This is a genomic window from Psychrobacter sp. NPDC064578 (genome assembly GCF_044901245.1).
Lineage (GTDB): Bacteria > Pseudomonadota > Gammaproteobacteria > Pseudomonadales > Moraxellaceae > Psychrobacter > Psychrobacter cibarius_C.
Genome location: NZ_JBJDPI010000006.1, coordinates 45736 through 64823 on the forward strand (window position 1 = coordinate 45736; position 19088 = coordinate 64823).

At 42.0% G+C, this 19088-nt stretch carries 14 protein-coding genes; 8 read left to right on the plus strand and 6 right to left on the minus strand.

What is annotated here, in order from left to right; translation table 11 throughout:
* Positions 1–228: 228 nt before the first annotated feature.
* A complete protein-coding gene (gene pyrC / locus ACI2JM_RS08400) occupies positions 229–1299 on the minus strand; it encodes a dihydroorotase (protein WP_238035140.1) in 1071 nt (356 codons plus the stop codon).
* A gap of 327 nt (positions 1300–1626) precedes the next feature.
* Between pyrC and ACI2JM_RS08405 the strand changes: the two genes are divergently transcribed.
* On the plus strand, positions 1627–2865 hold the full coding sequence (locus tag ACI2JM_RS08405) for an argininosuccinate synthase (RefSeq protein ID WP_193008743.1): 1239 nt from the start codon (positions 1627–1629) through the stop codon (positions 2863–2865).
* A gap of 154 nt (positions 2866–3019) precedes the next feature.
* Here ACI2JM_RS08405 and ACI2JM_RS08410 read toward each other — a convergent pair whose 3' ends face one another.
* A complete protein-coding gene (locus ACI2JM_RS08410) occupies positions 3020–4318 on the minus strand; it encodes a hypothetical protein (RefSeq protein WP_404643516.1) in 1299 nt (432 codons plus the stop codon).
* A 146-nt stretch (positions 4319–4464) separates the two neighbouring features.
* On the opposite strand from ACI2JM_RS08410, the gene ACI2JM_RS08415 reads away from it, so the two are divergent.
* Together ACI2JM_RS08415 and ACI2JM_RS08420 are read left to right on the plus strand one after the other, a co-directional pair.
* Complete coding sequence (locus tag ACI2JM_RS08415; protein WP_404643518.1) at positions 4465–5004, plus strand: L,D-transpeptidase family protein; 540 nt, start codon at positions 4465–4467, stop codon at positions 5002–5004.
* 214 nt (positions 5005–5218) lie between these two features.
* Positions 5219–5833 (plus strand): nitroreductase family protein, encoded by a 615-nt coding sequence (locus ACI2JM_RS08420; protein WP_404643520.1) that lies wholly within the window; start codon positions 5219–5221, stop codon positions 5831–5833.
* Between the two features lie 351 nt (positions 5834–6184).
* Here ACI2JM_RS08420 and ACI2JM_RS08425 read toward each other — a convergent pair whose 3' ends face one another.
* On the minus strand, positions 6185–7876 hold the full coding sequence (locus tag ACI2JM_RS08425; protein WP_404643522.1) for a CYTH domain-containing protein: 1692 nt from the start codon (positions 7874–7876) through the stop codon (positions 6185–6187).
* A 251-nt stretch (positions 7877–8127) separates the two neighbouring features.
* Here ACI2JM_RS08425 and ACI2JM_RS08430 point away from each other — a divergent pair, with 251 nt between their 5' ends.
* The gene (locus tag ACI2JM_RS08430; RefSeq protein ID WP_404643524.1) at positions 8128–9366 is read left to right on the plus strand and encodes a DUF4349 domain-containing protein; all 1239 of its coding nucleotides are present in this window, start codon (positions 8128–8130) and stop codon (positions 9364–9366) included.
* A gap of 137 nt (positions 9367–9503) precedes the next feature.
* Here ACI2JM_RS08430 and ACI2JM_RS08435 read toward each other — a convergent pair whose 3' ends face one another.
* Entirely contained in the window at positions 9504–11090 is a 1587-nt protein-coding gene (locus ACI2JM_RS08435) for an isocitrate lyase (protein WP_045444527.1), read from the minus strand.
* Positions 11091–11779: 689 nt separating this feature from the next.
* On the opposite strand from ACI2JM_RS08435, the gene ACI2JM_RS08440 reads away from it, so the two are divergent.
* Both ACI2JM_RS08440 and ACI2JM_RS08445 read left to right on the plus strand, forming a co-directional pair.
* Positions 11780–12769: a LysR family transcriptional regulator gene (locus ACI2JM_RS08440; protein WP_045444529.1), complete on the plus strand. Its 990-nt coding sequence runs from the start codon at positions 11780–11782 to the stop codon at positions 12767–12769.
* 414 nt (positions 12770–13183) lie between these two features.
* Entirely contained in the window at positions 13184–14566 is a 1383-nt protein-coding gene (locus ACI2JM_RS08445; protein ID WP_060491638.1) for an NAD-dependent succinate-semialdehyde dehydrogenase, read from the plus strand.
* A gap of 150 nt (positions 14567–14716) precedes the next feature.
* Here the strand turns inward: ACI2JM_RS08445 and purN are convergent, their stop codons facing one another.
* Positions 14717–15409 carry a phosphoribosylglycinamide formyltransferase gene (gene purN / locus ACI2JM_RS08450; protein ID WP_060491637.1) on the minus strand — a complete coding sequence of 231 codons (693 nt, stop codon included), beginning with the start codon at positions 15407–15409 and terminating at the stop codon, positions 14717–14719.
* A complete protein-coding gene (gene purM / locus ACI2JM_RS08455) occupies positions 15409–16458 on the minus strand; it encodes a phosphoribosylformylglycinamidine cyclo-ligase (protein WP_404643527.1) in 1050 nt (349 codons plus the stop codon). Before purM ends, purN begins: the two co-directional genes overlap by 1 nt.
* Before the next feature lie 341 nt (positions 16459–16799).
* Between purM and ACI2JM_RS08460 the strand changes: the two genes are divergently transcribed.
* Together ACI2JM_RS08460 and hda are read left to right on the plus strand one after the other, a co-directional pair.
* Positions 16800–17906, plus strand: a complete 1107-nt coding sequence (locus ACI2JM_RS08460; RefSeq protein ID WP_060491635.1) for an AI-2E family transporter — start codon at positions 16800–16802, stop codon at positions 17904–17906.
* A gap of 332 nt (positions 17907–18238) precedes the next feature.
* The gene (gene hda, locus ACI2JM_RS08465) at positions 18239–19042 is read left to right on the plus strand and encodes a DnaA regulatory inactivator Hda (RefSeq protein WP_060491634.1); all 804 of its coding nucleotides are present in this window, start codon (positions 18239–18241) and stop codon (positions 19040–19042) included.
* Positions 19043–19088 lie beyond the last annotated feature (46 nt).

Sequence of the window (19088 nt, forward strand, 5' to 3'; positions counted from 1 at the left end):
ATCTACAGGGTTTGATGGGTTTTCGTCAGGTAAGGCGGCATCGTTTGGAGTGGTCATATCTGGTTAAATCGCTTTTATCAGTCGTACTGTTATATTGAATTAAGACATTAAATGAACAATAAATAACCTATGATACAAATCACACTGCTGGTTAGCAGATGTCATTCTTATCATAGGGCTAAACTTCTCAAGTTAAAATAGAATACAGATGGTTTTGCTTAGTGAGTTTTATGCTTTGATAGACCAAGGCAGTGTCTCGCCTGCCATAAGCGGGGTCAATGATGAGCCATCAAAATAAGGATAGGCTGCTGGCACGTGCATAGGCGTATTGACAAGCGTAATCGTGCTTTCATTGACTGGTAATCCATAGAACTGAGCCCCAAAACGACTGGCAAAGCCTTCTAACTTGTCTATTTTTCCCACGCTATCGAAAGCGGTGGCATACAATGGCAAGGCAGTTGCGGCGCTATAGCAGCCAGCACAGCCACAAGCGGCTTCTTTTTTATCCGTCGCATGCGGGGCTGAATCCGTGCCTAAGAAAAACTTAGGATTGCCACTGGTTGCCACATCTAATAATACTCTTTGATGGCTTTCACGCTTCAAAATAGGCAAGCAATAAAAATGTGGCTTGATACCGCCAACCAATAGATGATTGCGGTTAAACATTAAATGCTGCGGGGTAATAGTGGCGGCAATGTGATTGCCTTGTGCTAAGACAAAATCAGCGGCATCACTGGTAGTAATATGCTCGACGACAATCTTTAATGTAGGGAATTTGACAATGATTTGCGCCAACACTTCGTCTAAAAAGCGCTTTTCACGGTCAAAGATATCCACATGATCTTGCGTCACTTCGCCATGTATCAATAGTGGTAGGTTGTACTTTTCTAATGCTTCAAAAACATCGACACAGGCGTTAATATTGGTGACACCATCAGCCGAATTGGTAGTCGCGCCAGCAGGATAAAGCTTGACCGCTTGGACGATACCTGATTGTGCTGCCATCTCGATATCTTGGGCAGTGGTTTTGTCAGTGAGATATAAAGTCATACGTGGATCAAATGCAGTTTTGCGCTCAGCACTCAGCTCACTGGCTACTAAGTGCGCCATGATACGGTCGCGATAGGCACGCGCATCGTCAGTGTTCTTAACAGGAGGCACTAAGTTTGGCATACATATGACACGGTTAAAGCTGTTTGCTGCGTGCGATACAGTAGTGCTCAATGCTTTGCCATCACGTAAATGGATATGCCAATCGTCTGGCTGAAGGATGGTCAATTCTCTAATCGAATCAGTCATAATGTCGTCGCGCTCTATATCGTCATATACGGAAATAAAAGGAAGGGATACTGTACTGCTATTATAACAGATTTGCCTACTTGACTAAATATGCGGCTAAATATCTGTACATAATACATGGGTTGTTTTTTAATTTGCGGCAGTCAACTGTCAACTACATGTGAATAATTGAAATCTATCGACCCAAAATTTAAATCAAAAGCTTATGCCATGGGGCAGTTGCACTTTTGCCTATAGTAAATATGATGTACACTGAGCAAGTAATTTATCTTTTGATTGAATATTAGCGCTTTTCCTAACACTAAATGCTCACAATAGGAGTTCTTCATGGCTCAACTTGATCCAAAAAATATTAATAAAATCGTCTTGGCCTATTCAGGTGGTCTTGATACCTCCATCATCGCTAAATGGCTGCAAGAAACCTATGATGCAGAAGTGATTACCTTTACTGCTGATATCGGTCAAGGTGAAGAAGTTGAGCCAGCACGCGCCAAAGCCGAAGCCATGGGCATCAAACATATCCATATTGAAGACTTACGTGAAGAGTTCGCCCGTGATTATGTATTCCCGATGTTCCGCGCTAACGCTATCTATGAAGGCGAGTATCTGCTAGGGACTTCTATCGCGCGTCCGTTAATTGCCAAGCGCTTAGTTGAGATTGCTAAAGAACACAACGCCGATGCGATCAGTCATGGCGCGACTGGTAAAGGGAATGACCAAGTCCGTTTTGAGCTTGGCGCCGTTGCTTTATCGCCTGACGTGGTCACCATTGCCCCATGGCGTGAGTGGGACTTGTCTAGCCGTGAGAGCTTGATGGAATATGCCAAAGAGCATAACATTGCGATTGATTATGCGGGCAATAAGAAAAAATCTCCGTACTCAATGGACGCCAACTTACTACACATCTCTTATGAAGGCGGCATTTTAGAAGACCCTTACGCCGAAGCAGAAGATGATATGTGGCGCTGGTCAGTGAGCCCAGAAGAAGCACCTGACGAAGCTCAATACTTAGAATTAGAGTACGAAAAAGGTGACATCGTTGCCATCGATGGTGAAGCACTTAAGCCGTACGAAGTCATGATTAAGTTAAATAAGATTGGCGGTCAGCATGGTATCGGACGCCTAGATATCGTAGAAAACCGTTATGTTGGCATGAAATCACGCGGATGCTATGAGACGCCAGCGGGTACCATTATGCTAAAAGCGCATCGCGGTATTGAGTCATTGACACTCGATCGTGAAGCGGCGCATTTAAAAGATGAGCTGATGCCACGCTACGCTAAAACTATCTACAACGGTTATTGGTTCAGTCCTGAGCGTATGATGCTACAAGCATTGATTGACAAGTCACAAGAATATGTCAATGGCACCGTACGTGTGAAGTTATACAAAGGTGCTGTGAGCGTTGTTGGTCGTAAGTCAGATGATTCGTTGTTTGACGAAAAAATCGCGACTTTTGAAGATGATGCGGGCGCTTACGATCAAAAAGACGCAGAAGGTTTCATCCGTCTAAATGGTCTACGTTTGGCGATTGAAGCCAGCCGTGGTCGTGATTTATCGAAGTAAGCCAGTCTTAATAGATTGTGCTAGATAAAGCATGAATAAAAAATATGAATAGAAAAGGCGCTATATGAATAGCGCCTTTTTTTGTGGATTTTTTGAAGGTTTGTTCGATAATTTTTTGCTAATTAAGAAGTCCTGTATTCAGAGCTTTTATTTATCATTGAGCCGCTTTTGTTTCTTTGTCATCAGGCTCATCATCGTCAACCATGACAATAGCCACATCCTGCTGTTGACGTTCTTCGATAATATCTTGTTCTATGACCTCTTCTGACGCCAGTAACACACCGTCAGATTTTTGGCTTTGATACTTGAGCGCTGCAAGCCCGCCAAGCACCCCGATCACAGCAATAATAATCAGGATAACCGGATTTTTCCAGAGGGGTATTGATGCCTCGTATTCAATGGGCTTTTCGCTGGTGGTAGTCGGTGTATTATCGTTATTACCACCAATTAGACCCAAGCTTACCAAAGGCGGTTTGGGTGCGCTGGCAGGTTCGGAGGTAATACGTAGGCGATTACGACTGAGATAGATATCTGAGATTTTGGCGAGCTGTAATAGCCAGCGTTGGTGTGGCAAGGCAATGGCTTGCATTTCTGTAAAGACTAGCATGTCGTTATGGCGACCTTGCTGCAAGTTATCAGGTGAGCGCCCAATGGCTTTTAAATAATTACCAGTTGCCAATTGCATATCTTGCACAGGCTGTTGATTTTCAGGCTTGAATGTCGTCAATTCATTCCAGTAAGGATTGAACGCTGGTGGGGTGTCAGCGAGCTGCTCTGTACTTAATAAGGCACGTTCTGTATTAGGATGTTTTTCGGATTCGGCTGCTGATTTTGTTTTTAATGTCGAGTCTAAATTGATCTCTGATGCTGCGACTAGACTGTTATCTTCATTTACCTCATTCAATTTAACAGAGACAGACGCTGGCTCATTGATGGCAAAGCGAGCAGCTGATAAAAACTGTGGCTGTAAAGCGAACCACTTATCCATCTCGTCGTTATCAAGTTGGCTATAGTCAGCTAAAATAGCTAGTTCACGTAAGACAATCACGCATAAGGACGTGAGGAGTATCTGTACTTGCTGCGTTGTTGCGTCAATCTGCTGAGCAATATAGTCACTCGCTTTAATCACGCGAGCATTATCATAAAATATCGCATCCGCCGCTTCATGGCGATGATATAACGTCGCATTGATAGTCGAAAAATTCATCGAATTATATTGGCGTAGCTCTTTGACAGCGCCGCGACTAAATAGCTTTTTGCTCACAGCTTGTCCGTCGTTATGCTGCTGGTAAGCAAGCAAGGCACTGATAATGGCCTGCAAACTGGCATCCATTGCCAATCGAGCTTGTGGTAATGAAAGCTTGGCGGCATCTGCCAATAAAGATACCATCGGCTTAGTATCTTGATAGAGAAAATCATACATCGACACACGTGTCGGTGAAATAGTCGTCATAATCTGCTAGCATCAAAAAGTGTGCCCCTATATTACGGTGCCAAAAGCCTTGATACAATCCCTTAATAATAGAAAAAATCAATCCACTTACTTATCACGCGGTCAATAATGATATCTATTGAGTAAATGACCGTTGGAAATATTCTATGAAAAATAACGAAAGCTATAACGAGAAAAATAACGAAAGTTCTGATGTGCAGTTAGTGGTTAATATTGCTAAGCAAACATTAACGCTCTACCAGCATAATAGAGAATTGGCTCAATATACGGTGTCTACTGCTAAAAATGGCATTGGCAGTCAACAAGATAGCGGCTGCACACCTCTTGGCAAACACTTTATCGCCAAAAAGATTGGCGCAAATGAACCCATGAATGCCGTGTTTATCGGACGCCTCCCTACGGGCGAGATATATAGTGCTGAGCTTGGTAAACGACATCCTGAACGCGATTGGATATTAAGCCGTATTCTTTGGCTAAGTGGTGTGGCAGAGGGCTTTAATAAAGGCAGTAACAGTCAAGGTGGCTGTGATACTTATCAGCGTTATATTTACATTCATGGTACGCCTGACAGTGAGCCGATGGGTGTGCCACTCTCGCACGGCTGTATACGTATGCGTAATGAGGATATTATTGAATTGTTCGACCAAATTGCAGAGGGCATATCGGTGACAATTGTTGCTCATTAACCATTCTTAGTCCATTTAGGTACTTTCGTTCAGGCTTAGGACATGTCCTAAGTAAAACAGAATAACTTTATAGAGTAATTGATAAATAAAACTTTATAGAGTCTAGATATTATTTAGCATATTGCTATAATAGCTTGCTTATGAATGATCAACTTGCCATGCTTAGTCTGGCTCGTTTGACCTATATTTTATGATAACTATAAGGATAATATCGATGTCTAAAGAAAGCCTAGTTACTTTACAACAAGCTTTTGATGAACGCCGTTCAATATATGCATTGGGCAACGAGCTACCAGTAGAGCCACAAGCGATTGTCAATATGGCAGAGCGTGTTTTATTGCATACGCCTTCTGCTTTTAATTCACAATCTTCGCGATTGGTCGTACTGTTTGGTGCCGAACACCAGAAATTATGGGACATCGCTGAAGAAAAACTGCGTGCAGCCGTCGGCGATGGTGACTTTTCTGGGACTAAGCAAAAGCTAGATGGCTTCCGTGCGGCGGCGGGTACGGTGCTGTTTTATGAAGATAAAAACGTGACTGAGTCACTGCAAGAACAGTTTGCGTTATATGCAGATAGATTCCCAGTTTGGGCTCAGCAAACCTCAGCCATGCATCAGTATGCGATGTGGACAGAGCTACGTACTCTAAATGTTGGTGCCAACCTACAGCACTACAATCCGCTTGTGGATGAAGACGCAGCTAAGGCTTTTGCTATCCCAGATAGTTGGGAATTGGTGGCACAAATGCCATTTGGCAACATTGTTGAGCCTGCTGGCGAAAAAACGTATCAGCCAGTTAGTGAGCGTATGAAAGTGCTAGGTTTATAAAACACTTGAGCTTATAAAATACTTAAGCTTACAAACACGCTAGATGTAGAAAGCGGATAGTAATTTTTGAAATATGCTTAACTCAGTTGAAGTATTACGTTTTTCAAATGGCTGAATTTAAGCATCCGATCAAAAAAAGCACCTCAAAGAAAACGCTTAAAAAAAGACAGCCCATATAAAGTGAGTTGTCTTTTTTATTTTAAGCTTAGTTTATTTTAAGCTTGGTTCATGCTGCTATAGTCGATTCAATTTAAAAGTAGTACAAGGCAACCGAGTGTAGATGTATATTAAATACTTCAAGCGAGGTTAACGCTGTAATGCTTTTATAGTGGAATGACTATAAGAGCATTTTTACCGAAATACTGAGCTGTCTGTCACTTTAGCCAAGCGTTTTTCTGTGCGCTTAAGGTCTCTCACTAGCATGGCTGCAAACCAGCCAGCGCCATACAACGCACTGCTATCTGTCTTCGACTTTAATTGATAGCGCTGTTGGTACATTTTATGATTATGATATTTATTCAAAGTCTTTTGCGCTTTTGCTAAGTATTTTAGCCAGCGTTTACTTTCCTTCTTGGCTTTTTTCTTTTTTGACTTTTTCTTATCTAATAATAGCGTAGCAAACTCACTGATATAAAGTAAGGTGGTTAACTGCTCATGCAGCTCGTGCTCTGCATTATTACTGTCTAGATCAATATTTTTTATATCGTCACTTTTTGAATCTACGTTTTCTAAGTCACTATCGTCTAAGTCAACACTTTGTAAATCATTATCTTTTAAATCATTGCTTTCTATATTAATGTTATCTGAGCCAACGTCTTTTTTACTCTGTAGCTCTTGTACTGCTTTGCCAAGCTTTGCCTGCTGTTTGGATAAGGTTTTTGCCAGTTTATCGATGGCGAGTTGATCAGCCTGTGGTTCAAGGCTTGGGTCGCTCATGGTAAAGGCGATCAGCTCAAGTAAGGTCAGCTGAAAATCGTTGGCACTGACAGCCTCTTTCGGAGTAATCTTCAGCGCATCCATATCTGTTGCCCAATCGACAGTAGGTGCACCATGCTGCTGTAAGTTAGGCTCTATATGTGAGGCAAGATGGGCAAGCTCTCGATATTCATTCAATAACGTGGCTGTTTGTTTTAGTATTGGCAGCCAGTCTGGATTGATTTCGTCAGAATAGCTGGCAAATGCTTGTAGGGCAGCTTGCAAGCGGGTAATACCAATGTATAGTTGTAATGCATGGTCGTCCTCTTCGCTGCCAGCGACGATAGCGCTGCTATTGGGCAGTATTTGCAAAAGACAGTTATGTACCGCTGCGCGCACAAAAGCAGGCATGCTGATTTTTTTATCGATATTTAGCTGGTCAAGGACAGCGTGGACAGCTGGACTATGCTGCTGTTCTGTGATGAGTAAACCACCGCGCTCAGCTTTTGTCACCGTAGACAAACAAAGCTTGTAGCGCTTACACCAAGTTTTGGCGGTTGCAAATAAAAAATCGATATCTCCTGATATCAGCTCAAACTCAATCTCTTGAATAGCATCACGCTGAGTATCATCATTACCGTGAATAATTTCTCCATAATCGTACGCCATCTCGACATGGTTATTTGCATCACCATCACTGCCACTATCATCCACTAGCAATCGTGTGGTGCGCTCTACATCGGTCACATATAACCGTGTGAGATTTTTAGCCAGTTTTTTTAGCTTAAATTCAGCCAGGGCAGGGGCGACAGAGGTGTTTTTATAAATGGTTAAATCAGGCATGAGCGTATTATTATCGAGCATCGCTTGTACTTGTTCATTATCCAGTACCGCATTATGCTCTAGGCGTGCTGCAATGCCATCGCCGCCCGCTTTGATGGTCTGTACCCAAGCATCGCCTTCTTTACGGATACGCAAGCCAATGCCTGCCTCTGCAAGCTGTTGGTCGGGGGTATCATAATAATGGGCAGCCAGTTGCGTCACCTCAGAAGATTTGACTCGTGCTTGGCGCATCAAACCTTTCAGTCGCGACTCTGGTACCAAAAACTTTAGCTCTATCTCTTGCATGATGGCTCCCGATTATTTTAATAAATTTGAATGACTACCATCGTATGAAAGCTATCGGCGAATAACAAGCAAAATTTTTTCTATAAATAATCTGATTCGATATTAGAGATATACTTTTAGTAGGTAATCATTATAATTAACGTTAATTATTAAACAAAAGTAGGATAAGGGTGATTGGATTTATAAGAGAAGCTAAAATATTTTTATCCAATATGTTTACCATATCTCATAAAATGCCGGATTATAAAATAATGACGCAATGCAATCAAAAGAAGTATGACACTCAGCAGTCTCATTCGATATTACTGCCTAAAGCCTCGTTTCCATCAGTTTTATGTCTACCGATAATGCTTGGGTCTGTGTTATTGATAGGCGGCTGCGATAGCTCTTCTGAATATGCAGAGAGTAGTGCTGATATGGAGTCAGTTCAGTCTGCAACGGAGGAGGTTGCTGATAGTGAGATGGCTGGCATCATGCCCGATGTGGCAGCTAATAATGCCTCTAACGCTAATGATTTAGAGGTTGAAAACCTATCGAGCACTAGTGAACAGACCCTTGGTAGTCAGGTAGCAGACATTAAAATTGCGGGCAAAGCGCTATTGATAACTGCCAGTGCTGATTTTAAAGTTGAAGATGTCGTCAAAACTAGTGATGCTATTGAGAGTTTGACACGGCAACAGGCTGGTTATGTGGCACTTAGCAATATTAGCAATCATCCACGTGATAGTCGAACCTTTGTACAAGGCAATAAAGATATCACGATTACAACCTACACTCGTCAAGCTGACATGACGGTTCGTATTCCTCGCGCCAATGTCAGTAAGTTCCTAGCGCAATTACAACAGCAAGTCGCATTTTTAAATGGGCAGCAGTTTAGTGCTCAAGATGTGACATTAGATATTTATCGTGAACAGCTAGCGAGCCAGCTAAATAGTGATATGGCAAGCGAGCTTAGCCAAGAACGCCTGAGTAGTAAAAATGATAAAGACCAAGGTAGCAATGTTGATGCTATTACCGCGACTTATGTGGCACGTCGTCAGCAAGAGCTTGCCAAGCTTGAGCAACTGGCTATCGCTGATAAAGTTCAATATAGCACCATTAACCTGACCTTTATGCAGCCAGATATCAGTTATAAAGAAACCACACAAAATCTGGATGTGCTATTAGATGCTGAGCAACCAAGTTTTAGTAGTCAAGTGGGTCAAGCATTTAAAGATGGCTGGGAGATACTTAGATCAGTAGCGCTTGGATTGATACAACTGTGGTGGCTGCTTGTACTTGGCGGTATTTTTTATCTAATTTATAGAATGATAAAAGCAATCTATCGTAAATTTTTTAAACATGATCCCCGTATAAAAAATATGAAGCGTGAGCTGATGGGTGAAAATTCAAAAAGTCATAATTCAGTCGGTATACAGAGTAGTCAGAAAGAGGATAATAGCAATAATATAAAAGAGGCTGATAGTAAGGATAATAATCACTCAAATTAAGAATTAACAAGCTCACAATGCTCAAAATCTTACAATAATAGAGTGAAAATAAGCAGACATAAAAAAGCCGCCCTACAAGATAGGACGGCTTTCTCTATAACTGGTACTTACGAGATGTACTTATAAGTGGTCGGTGATTAGAACTGGTTCATCGTGTTCTTGCCGCCGCCAGCTTTAAGGGCATTTTCACCAGAGAAGATCTCTTTGTGATCATCGCCAAGGTCAGAGCCCGCCATTGCTTGATGCTTAACACAAGCGATGCCTTCACGGATTTCTTTACGTTGTACGCCAGCAGCATAAGCAAGCATACCATCTTCACCGAAGTAGCCTTTAGCAAGCTCATGCACGCTAAGCGCAGTGGTGTGATAAGTAGGTAGCGTGATTAAGTGATGGAATACACCTGCTTCACGTGATGCATCACGTTGGAAGTTTCTAGCCGCTTCGTCAGCTGCTGTATCAAGTTCAGTACCATCGTAATCCGCACTCATCAAGTCATCTTTATTGTAGGCAGATAGGTCTTTGCCTTCTTCTTCCCACTGAGCGATGATTTGCTTACGGAAGTTCAGTGTCCAGTTGAACGATGGGCTGTTATTGTATACAAGCTTAGCTTTTGGCTGTTGCTCTTTAATACGATCAACCATCATTTTGATGTGTGCGACGTCTGGAGTCGGTGTTTCGATCCATAGTAGATCCGCGCCATTTTCTAGAGCCGTTACACAGTCAAGTACGACACGGTCGATGTTCGTTTCTTCACGGAATTGATATAGACCATTTTGAAGACGAACTGGACGTACTAGTTTGCCGTTATGCTTAAGCAAGCTGTCGTTCTCTTTGGCGTTTTCTAGCGTGACTTCTTCCATCTCGATAAAATCGATGTACTGAGAAGCAAGGTCGCCTGGCTCATTTGATACTGGGATTTTTTGCGTTAGTGACGCGCCTTCAGAGTCAGTACGAGCAACGATAACGCCGTCTTCAACACCAAGCTCTAAGAATGCATAACGAATAGCGTTGATTTTTGCGATATAGTCTTCATGCGGTACAGTGACTTTACCTGCTTGGTGACCACATTGCTTCGCGTCAGATACTTGGTTTTCAACCTGAATAGCACAAGCACCAGCTTCGATCATTTGCTTAGTTAGCAAGTAAGTGGCTTCTTCATTACCGAAACCTGCATCGATGTCAGCAATGATTGGCACAACATGTGAGTCAAAGTTTTCGATTTTTTCTAGGATGGCTGAGGTATCTTGACCCGCTTCTTCTGCAGCATTTAGCTCACGGAAGTAGTCGTTCAATACTTTAGCATCAGCTTGACGCAAGAAGGTATAGATTTCTTCAATTAGCTTAGGTACAGAGGTTTTTTCGTGCATAGATTGGTCAGGAAGAGGACCAAACTCAGAGCGAAGGGCTGCAACCATCCAACCTGATAGGTAGATGTAAGTTTTAGACGTAGTACCGAAATATTTTTTCTTAGCGTACATGGTTTGTTGAGCCACAAAACCATGCCATGCACCTAAAGACTGCGTGTACTGAGACGTATCATTGTCATAGTCTTCCATGTCTTGACGCATGATTTTTGCAGTATATTTGGCGATATCTAAGCCCGTTTTAAAACGGTTTTGTGACATCATACGTGCCGCATCGGTTTCGCTGATATTCTGCCAGTTACCGTGCTTTTGCTTTAATTCACGTACTAAGTCGATCGCTGATTTATATGCAGTTGACATCTATGTCTCCTTGGGGTGGTGAAAATTAGTAACTTAGAAAATTACAAGTATTGAGGTAATTTTGATATATGTAGAAAGATGCTGGCAGAAGTAAAAATCTAAAATATAAACCTTGTGCGTTAGCAATCTCTACTAAACTATAAGAAAATTATGATAAAAGCAAATAAAACCTGTCGAATTGGTCAGCTTTTATTATTAGGTCTTTCGTTTTAGGTTGAATGCGCTTTTTTATAAGTCTTTTTAACTCTTAAAGTGCTTATTGCCCTAAAAAGTGCCAACTACTCATTCAAGCTTAAAAACAAATGAGAGCAAAAAATTAAGTTTGCGTAATAAATGTTATGTCCGTATTTCCGCATGAAAATGCGATAAAATACCTGTGGTAGTCAATCCATCAAAACGCACGGCGACAGCCTAACATTAAACAAGGACTAATTAAGTGCTTGCTAGCCACTATAGCTAGGTTGCCTTGATTTATCTAGTTTATGATTATTATCTTGGGTATTTAATTTTATGATAGTATATATAAAACAATGACTTATAATGAATAATTTCAGTTATAATAAGCGTATATCAAAATAATTAATATAAAATTGTCCTTATTTCATGCTGTTATAGATGATTTATACTAAATAACAGGGCAAAAAACGCCGCGTTTGTAGTGGTATTTATTTTAAGGTAAAGAGACATATATGAATTTGCAGCGGGTAGATTTAAATTTATTGGTACATCTAGATGTGTTGTTACGAGAAAAAAACGTCACTCGTGCAGCTGAGCAGCTTGGCATTACCCAACCTGCGATGAGTAATATTTTGCGCCGGCTGCGTAAGCTATTTAATGATCCGTTGCTGGTACGCTCATCCGAAGGCATGACGCCGACTGAACGCGCTTTGGAGTTACAGCCTCGTATCCGTGAAATACTGGCAGATTTGACACAAGTATTAGAGCCACGTACTGAGTTTCGCCCTTATAGTACCTCGCGCGTTTTTCGTATCATGACCTCAGACTATGCTGAAGCGACATTGGTACCAAAATTGGTCAAAGCATTGCGCTCAGAGGCACCAAATGTCATCTTGGATTTCTTGACGCCATCGGACGTCTCATATCGTGATATGGAGCAGGGGCGAGTGGATTTGGCGATCAACCGCTTTAATGAAATTCCGCAAAGTTTCCACCAAGTTTTGGTCTGGCGCGATACCTTTAGCTGCCTATTGTCCTCTGACAGTCCTTATGCTCATCGCTTTAATCTGAAAAATTATCTTAAGGCGCAGCACGTTTGGGTCTCTAAAACTGGTATGGGTGTAGGATTTGGTGTCAATCCAGAAAAATCTGGTGGCCTAGGTTCAATTGATCAAGCACTGCAACGTTTAGGTCAAAAACGTCAAATCAGTGTTTTTACCCGCCACTATCAAATGCCAGCCATGCTTGCAGCCAATAAAGATTTGGTTGCAACTTTGCCTACGCGTGTGGCAAAAATGCAAGCTAATAACGACAGTATCATGATGGTCGAGCCACCATTTTTTATCCCTGAATTTGAGCTAACGATGGCGTGGTCGCCTTTGTTGCAGCATCATCCCGCCCATCGTTGGTTGCGTCAGCTTATCATGCATGTGGCTCGTCAAATTGTTGACGAAGAAGAGAATCCACCACAAGAAATTCCTGTGATGAATCATTTGTTTTAAGCCATTTGTTTTAAGCCATTTATTTTTGGTTATCAGTTGCTTATTTATTAAACCAGCCCAAGCGCTGGTTTTTTATTGTCGTAATTTTGCTGAAAAATCTCGTCCAAGATTTTGATCTAATAAATCTGTCAGTCACATTCTTAACATCTTACGAACACTTCTTTATAACTTGTAAAACTACTCGTTGTACATTTTGCTATGATAAATTCCACTTAAGAAAAAAGATAAATACATAGCCTATTGTTAAGTTATACAACAGTATCGGATTTCATAAAATCGTTGAAGAAGTTGTCCAATTTAATCATATGTGTTCATAAAATGACCATTCTTGGTTTATGTGTTTCTAAGTTTTCAGATGATAAAGCGATCAATTTTCAAACCAATAAAATAGTTTAATAAATAAGGATAATAATCATGGCAGATATTACTACTATAAACCCAGCAACGGGTGAAGCGATTAAAGAATACGATTACATGAGTAATGATGAGGTGAACAAGATTGTTGAATCCTCGCACCAAGCATTTACTGAGTGGCGTAAAACCAGCCATAAAGCGCGCGCAAAAGTCATCAATTCCATCGGTGAGACATTGCTCAAGTACAAAGAAGAGTTGTCTAAACTCATGACTGAGGAGCGTGGTAAGCTCTATAGCCAGAGTTTACAAGAAATAGATTTGTGTAAGGCAATTTGTGACTATACCGTAGAAAAAGGGGTGGCTGCACTTGCTGATGATGAGCGTGATATCGAAGGCTTGAAAAAAGGTATTGTGACTTACCAGCCTATCGGTGTCATCTATGGCATGCAGCCATGGAATTTTCCTGCTTATCAAGTGTTCCGTTATACCATTGCGAATCTGATGGCGGGTAATAGTATCTTACTCAAGCACGCATCAAACGTGACTGGCTCAGGGTTATTGATTGAAAAAATATTTCATGAGTCAGAGTTACCAAACGATTTGTTCCGTACGATCTTAATCGATCACGACCAATCAGAAGCGTTAATCGGTCATGACAAAGTGCGCGGTGTTACACTCACAGGTAGTGATGGCGCTGGTAGTATCGTTGGTCAGCAAGCAGCGAAAGCTATCAAAAAAGTAGTATTGGAATTAGGTTCTAACGATGCATTTATTGTTTTAGAAGATGCGGATTTAGAACTAGCAGTAGAAACCTGTACCCAAGCGCGTCTCATTAATAACGGTGAAACTTGTGTCGCCGCTAAGCGCTTTATCGTCGTTGATAGCTTATACGATGATTTCCGTAAACGCATTGTCGAAAAATTTGCAGATGCTAAATCTGGCGATCCGATGGATGATGCCTCTGATCTTGGTCCATTAGCCCGCAAAGATTTACAAGAAAAGTTGCATGAGCAAGTAGAAGACAGTGTGGCAAAAGGCGCAACGATTGCTGTTGGTGGTCAATTGCCAGAAGGTAAAGGCAGTTTTTATCCAGCCACTATCTTGGAGAATGTCGAAAAAGGCCAACCTGCCTATGATGACGAGTTATTTGGTCCTGTCGCCTCATTAATACGAGCCAAAGACCAAGATGATGCATTACGCATTGCCAATGACAGTCGCTACGGTTTGGGCGGTGCTATCTTCTCTAAAGACGAAGACAAAGCCATTCGCCTAGCGCGTGAAGAGTTTGATACGGGCATGGTCTACATCAATGGTTACGGTCTTGCAAATCCAGCGTTGCCATTTGGTGGAGTGAAAAACTCAGGTCATGGTCGCGAGCATGGCGGTTTTGGTATCAAAGAATTTGTAAATATTAAAGGGCTACATGTTCATAAAAGTCAATAATAGCTGACGTCTTCGGGATTAATATGCTTTAGAAGATTTTAAAGGTAGCTATTAGAAAGCCCAGTCATTCATTGAGTGACTGGGCTTTTTTATGCGAAGAGTTTAAGTTTGATAGTTGGTACCTGATAATTTGTGATTGTCGCTATTTACTCAGTCGTTCAAATATAGTTTTAACGGTAACGTTGGTAAAGACATACTTTGTTGATTGGCTGCTTGAGCACGGTCTAGCGAGAGTGCGCCTTTGGCCAATAATAAAATCGTCCAAGGGAGCAATTGATGCTCAAGCTTTTGCACGCGTGCTTGCAAACTATTGGCAGTGTCTTTTTGATGTATCTCTAACAGCGCTTGGGTCAAAACAGTACCCGCGTCGAGCTCGGCAGTGACGACATGAATACTACAGCCATGATGTCGCTCACCTGCTTGTATCGCACGCTGATGGGTGTCAAGGCCTTTATAGACAGGTAGCAAAGAGGGGTGCAGATTAATCATCGGCGCTGGTGCAGTATCGATAAAATCTGCACTCAAGACACGCATAAAACCAGCTAACACAATGAGATCTGGTTGCCATGATGCTAGTTGGCTGCTGGCATGAGTCTCAAAAGTCTTGATTCCCATGCGTTTGCCGCTAGCAACATGTGACAATACTGCCACAGGAATGTCAGCGTCTTTTGCACGGGTGACGGCATAAGCATCCTCACGGTTACTAATGACGCCAACAATCTCAATTGGCAGTGCGCCAGCTTGCATCGCATCTATCAGTACTTGCAAGTTGCTACCACTACCAGATACCAGTACAGCAATCCGTAAAGGGTTATTATCAATTTTTTTTTGACTATCTAACATTAACGGTACACCACGGCGTCCGCTTCACGCTTCACCATTTCGCCTAATTGCCAAGCTTTTCCACCAGCATCGTTCAAAGTTTGAATAGCCGCATCTGCTTTATCTTTAGGTACAACAATGACGAAACCAACGCCGCAGTTGAAAGTGCGGTACATCTCGCTTTGTTCAATATTTCCTTGAGTTTGTAACCAAGTGAATAGCTCTGAGAACTGCCAGCTAGTCGTATCAATGCTAGCAGCTAAATTCTCTGGTAATACACGCGGTAAATTATCGGTTAAGCCGCCACCAGTGATATGTGACATTGCATGCAGCGCTGAGCTACCAAGAGTATCTTGTAGCGCTTTAATCGCTTTAACATAGATGCGAGTAGGAGCCATTAACGCGTCTTGGATAGGTTGACCATCTAGTTGCTCATCGCTAGTAGTCACATCAATGCCGCTGACTTCGATGACTTTACGCACCAATGAATAACCGTTTGAGTGTGCGCCACTTGAGGCAAGAGCGATCAATACATCGCCTTCTGCGACGTTTTCGCCAGTGATGACTTCCGCTTCTTCGACCACACCGACACAAAATCCAGCCAAGTCATAATCGTCGTCTTGATACATACCTGGCATCTCAGCGGTTTCGCCGCCGATCAGAGCACAGTTTGATAGCTTACAGCCTTCACCAATACCTGTGACCACAGTCGCTGCTACATCAATATCAAGCTTACCAGTTGCATAATAGTCTAAGAAAAATAATGGCTCAGCACCGCAAACCAATAAATCGTTGACGCACATGGCGACTAAATCAATGCCGATAGTGTCATGACGATTCAGCTGTAATGCCAACTTGAGCTTAGTACCGACGCCGTCAGTGCCCGACACGAGTAGAGGAGAGGTGTAACCAGTTGGTATACGACAAAGCGCTCCAAAGCCGCCAAGTCCGCCCACAACCTCAGGACGAGAGGTGGCTTTTGCCACTGATTTAATACGTTGTACCAACGCATCGCCAGCATCAATATCAACACCAGCATCTTTGTAGCTTAAAGAAGGCTTGTTACTCATGGTCATCTCACAAATTTTATAGGGAATGAAGGTCTGTCAGTAGAAAATCGAGTTGGTCGTGTTAATTCTGAATATAGTGCGCGCATTATACCCAAAAATAACCCTTACTCGCAAAGCAACTTGCGGATATTTGGCGGATATTTCACGAAGACTGACTTTAAGTGGTAAATAAAAAGTTAAGAAACAAAAAATGACGGATTTTTTGCTGTACTCTGCGATAATGGAACGCTAAATTTATTGTCGATAACAGTTCGCTATTACACCGTTGTTGTACGATAAGACGTATCATTTCTTTCAATTATACTTCCATCTTAAATCAGCCTATCATAGGATTCCTTGTCATGATGAACCAACCAATAGATCCTTTTTTTCGGCGCTTATTTATTGTCGTTGCGATGGTGGTGGGTATATTGTTACTGTATTTGATGATGCCAGTCATTATACCGTTTGTCTTTGCTTTCGTACTGGCTTATTTGTTCAATCCGCTGGTCAAACGCTTATCGAAGTATATCAAACGCTGGGTGGCGATTATCATTGTCTATTCCACCATCACTTTAGGAATGGTGCTACTGCTTTGGTGGTTAATACCGACTTTGTGGCATCAGTTGCAAGCGGCGTGGGAGTATCTGCCTAAGGTCTTAACTTGGTATAATGAAGTCGTACGTGAATGGTTCGTTAACAACAGTCGTATCAATCTGCCAGAGTTGGAGTCTAAAGGGTTTTCTGAGACATTGGTTGAATACATGCAGACCAATTATAAGTTTGAAGATGCCAGTACCATGATGAACCAAATATTGGTGTCGAGCATGAACTTCATCAATAATGCTGGACTCATTGTGCTAGTACCGATTTTAACCTTTTATTTTTTGTTCAATTGGGATCAGCGTCTGCAGACATGGAAGCTGGCGATTCCCGCTGCGTATAGCGAAAAAGTCATTCAGATTGCTCGAGAGTGTGACCTTGCATTGATGGCATTTATCAAAGGTCAGCTATTGGTGATGGTCTTATTGGGCGCTATTTATGCGGTGCAATTACAGCTTATTGGGCTTGAGCTTGGGCTTATTATTGGTATGGTTGCCGGTATTGCCAGCTTTGTTCCTTATTTGGGTTTTGGCATTGGTTTTATCGCTGCCATTATCGCATGCCTGTTCCAGTTTGGGCTAAATTGGACGTATTTGTCGCTGATCGTCGGAGCGTTTTTAGTTGGGCAAGCCGCCGAAGGTTATATCCTACAGCCGTTACTATTGGGTGATAAGATAGGTCTATCGCCGCTGTGGGTGATTTTTGCCGTATTGGCAGGCGCAAGCTTATTGGGTTTCGTTGGTATGCTAATTGCTTTGCCTGTCTCTGCCGTGCTTAATGTACTGTTTCGCCATTTATACATCTACTATCGTTCGACAGATTTTTATAAAGGTCGTAAGCAATTGGCTTTATTCGAGAAGAGATAAGTATTTTATCGTTAAATTGATAGAGTCATGGGGAATTAATAGTAAATGGTGTGAGAAGTAAATAGTGATGGATAAGGCTTAATAGGTAAAAGACTTGTCAGTCATTTTGCAAATATGTTATATATAGGCGCAGTATTGACAGTATCAGCCGTTATCCAGTTGGTCGTTAACAAGATGACTTTTGATTAGGTAATTCTCAGATATACTCTCGATTAAAACAACGAGATGCTAACGCAGCAAGTTTATATCAGGTAGTATAAGAGTACCTCAAAGACAGTTATTAATAATTTATCCTTTTATTTATTGCATTACGCAAAACGAGTTGATGATTCATGGCAGAAGCACAGCTAAGTCTCAATCTGGACATTAAGCATGATGCAAGTCTAAGTGACTTCGCCGGTCCTGGTTGGATGTCGATTATTGATGCAGTGCGGCAACTACATGTCGGCCTGATCGGTCAGCTGTACCTATTTGGCAGTCCTGCTACGGGCAAGTCGCACTTATTATCTGCTATCTGTGAGTCATTTATTGAGATGGACAAGTCAGCGATTTGTTTGTCACTCAATGAGTTGATTCATACCGATGTGCACGTCCTCTCCTCTCTAGAAAACTTCGATCTAATCGCGATCGATGATTTAGAGGTGCTGGAGCAAAGCAGTCAATGGCAAGAAGCCTTATTTCATTTGATTAACCGCAGTCGTGAAGGTCAGCGTCAATTGTTGTTTGCAGCCAATAAGCCTGCTGGTGATTTGCCCTTTCAATTGAGGGATTTGCTGACTCGTTTGGCACAAGCACCTACGTTTAAAGTACCCAATGGTCATGACTTAGCCGACCGTCAGGCGTTATTACAATCTATCTTGCGTCGACGTGGTTGGCAGTTTGATGATCGAATTATTGATTATTTGCTTACTGAGGGACCACATCGCATCGGTGCGATGATGGAAGTACTCAATTATATTCAGCCGATGTTTTCGAACCTTGGGCGTAGCAATATATCCAAAGCAGTCATCACTGACGCATTGCGTACCATTGATGAGCAGACACTAGCAGCAGAGCTTGCTGATATTGCGCAAGAGACACAAGTAGATAACGATTCAGCGGAACAAGATCAACATACGATGCCACTCGATTTTTAGCATTAACAACTAAAGTCTTTTATCCAAAACGCTTTTACTATTGCCA

Bases quoted from the DNA above. Each gene is read 5' to 3' on its own strand.
- ACI2JM_RS08440 (WP_045444529.1), top strand. From the start codon at position 11,780: ATGAATTTGCAGCGGGTAGATTTAAATTTATTGGTACATCTAGATGTG.
- ACI2JM_RS08420 (WP_404643520.1), top strand. From the start codon at position 5,219: ATGTCTAAAGAAAGCCTAGTTACTTTACAACAAGCTTTTGATGAACGC.
- ACI2JM_RS08415 (WP_404643518.1), top strand. From the start codon at position 4,465: ATGAAAAATAACGAAAGCTATAACGAGAAAAATAACGAAAGTTCTGAT.
- hda (WP_060491634.1), top strand. From the start codon at position 18,239: ATGGCAGAAGCACAGCTAAGTCTCAATCTGGACATTAAGCATGATGCA.
- ACI2JM_RS08410 (WP_404643516.1), bottom strand. From the start codon at position 4,318: ATGACGACTATTTCACCGACACGTGTGTCGATGTATGATTTTCTCTAT.
- ACI2JM_RS08430 (WP_404643524.1), top strand. From the start codon at position 8,128: ATGACGCAATGCAATCAAAAGAAGTATGACACTCAGCAGTCTCATTCG.
- purN (WP_060491637.1), bottom strand. From the start codon at position 15,409: ATGTTAGATAGTCAAAAAAAAATTGATAATAACCCTTTACGGATTGCT.
- ACI2JM_RS08445 (WP_060491638.1), top strand. From the start codon at position 13,184: ATGGCAGATATTACTACTATAAACCCAGCAACGGGTGAAGCGATTAAA.
- ACI2JM_RS08405 (WP_193008743.1), top strand. From the start codon at position 1,627: ATGGCTCAACTTGATCCAAAAAATATTAATAAAATCGTCTTGGCCTAT.
- ACI2JM_RS08435 (WP_045444527.1), bottom strand. From the start codon at position 11,090: ATGTCAACTGCATATAAATCAGCGATCGACTTAGTACGTGAATTAAAG.
- ACI2JM_RS08425 (WP_404643522.1), bottom strand. From the start codon at position 7,876: ATGCAAGAGATAGAGCTAAAGTTTTTGGTACCAGAGTCGCGACTGAAA.
- pyrC (WP_238035140.1), bottom strand. From the start codon at position 1,299: ATGACTGATTCGATTAGAGAATTGACCATCCTTCAGCCAGACGATTGG.
- purM (WP_404643527.1), bottom strand. From the start codon at position 16,458: ATGAGTAACAAGCCTTCTTTAAGCTACAAAGATGCTGGTGTTGATATT.
- ACI2JM_RS08460 (WP_060491635.1), top strand. From the start codon at position 16,800: ATGATGAACCAACCAATAGATCCTTTTTTTCGGCGCTTATTTATTGTC.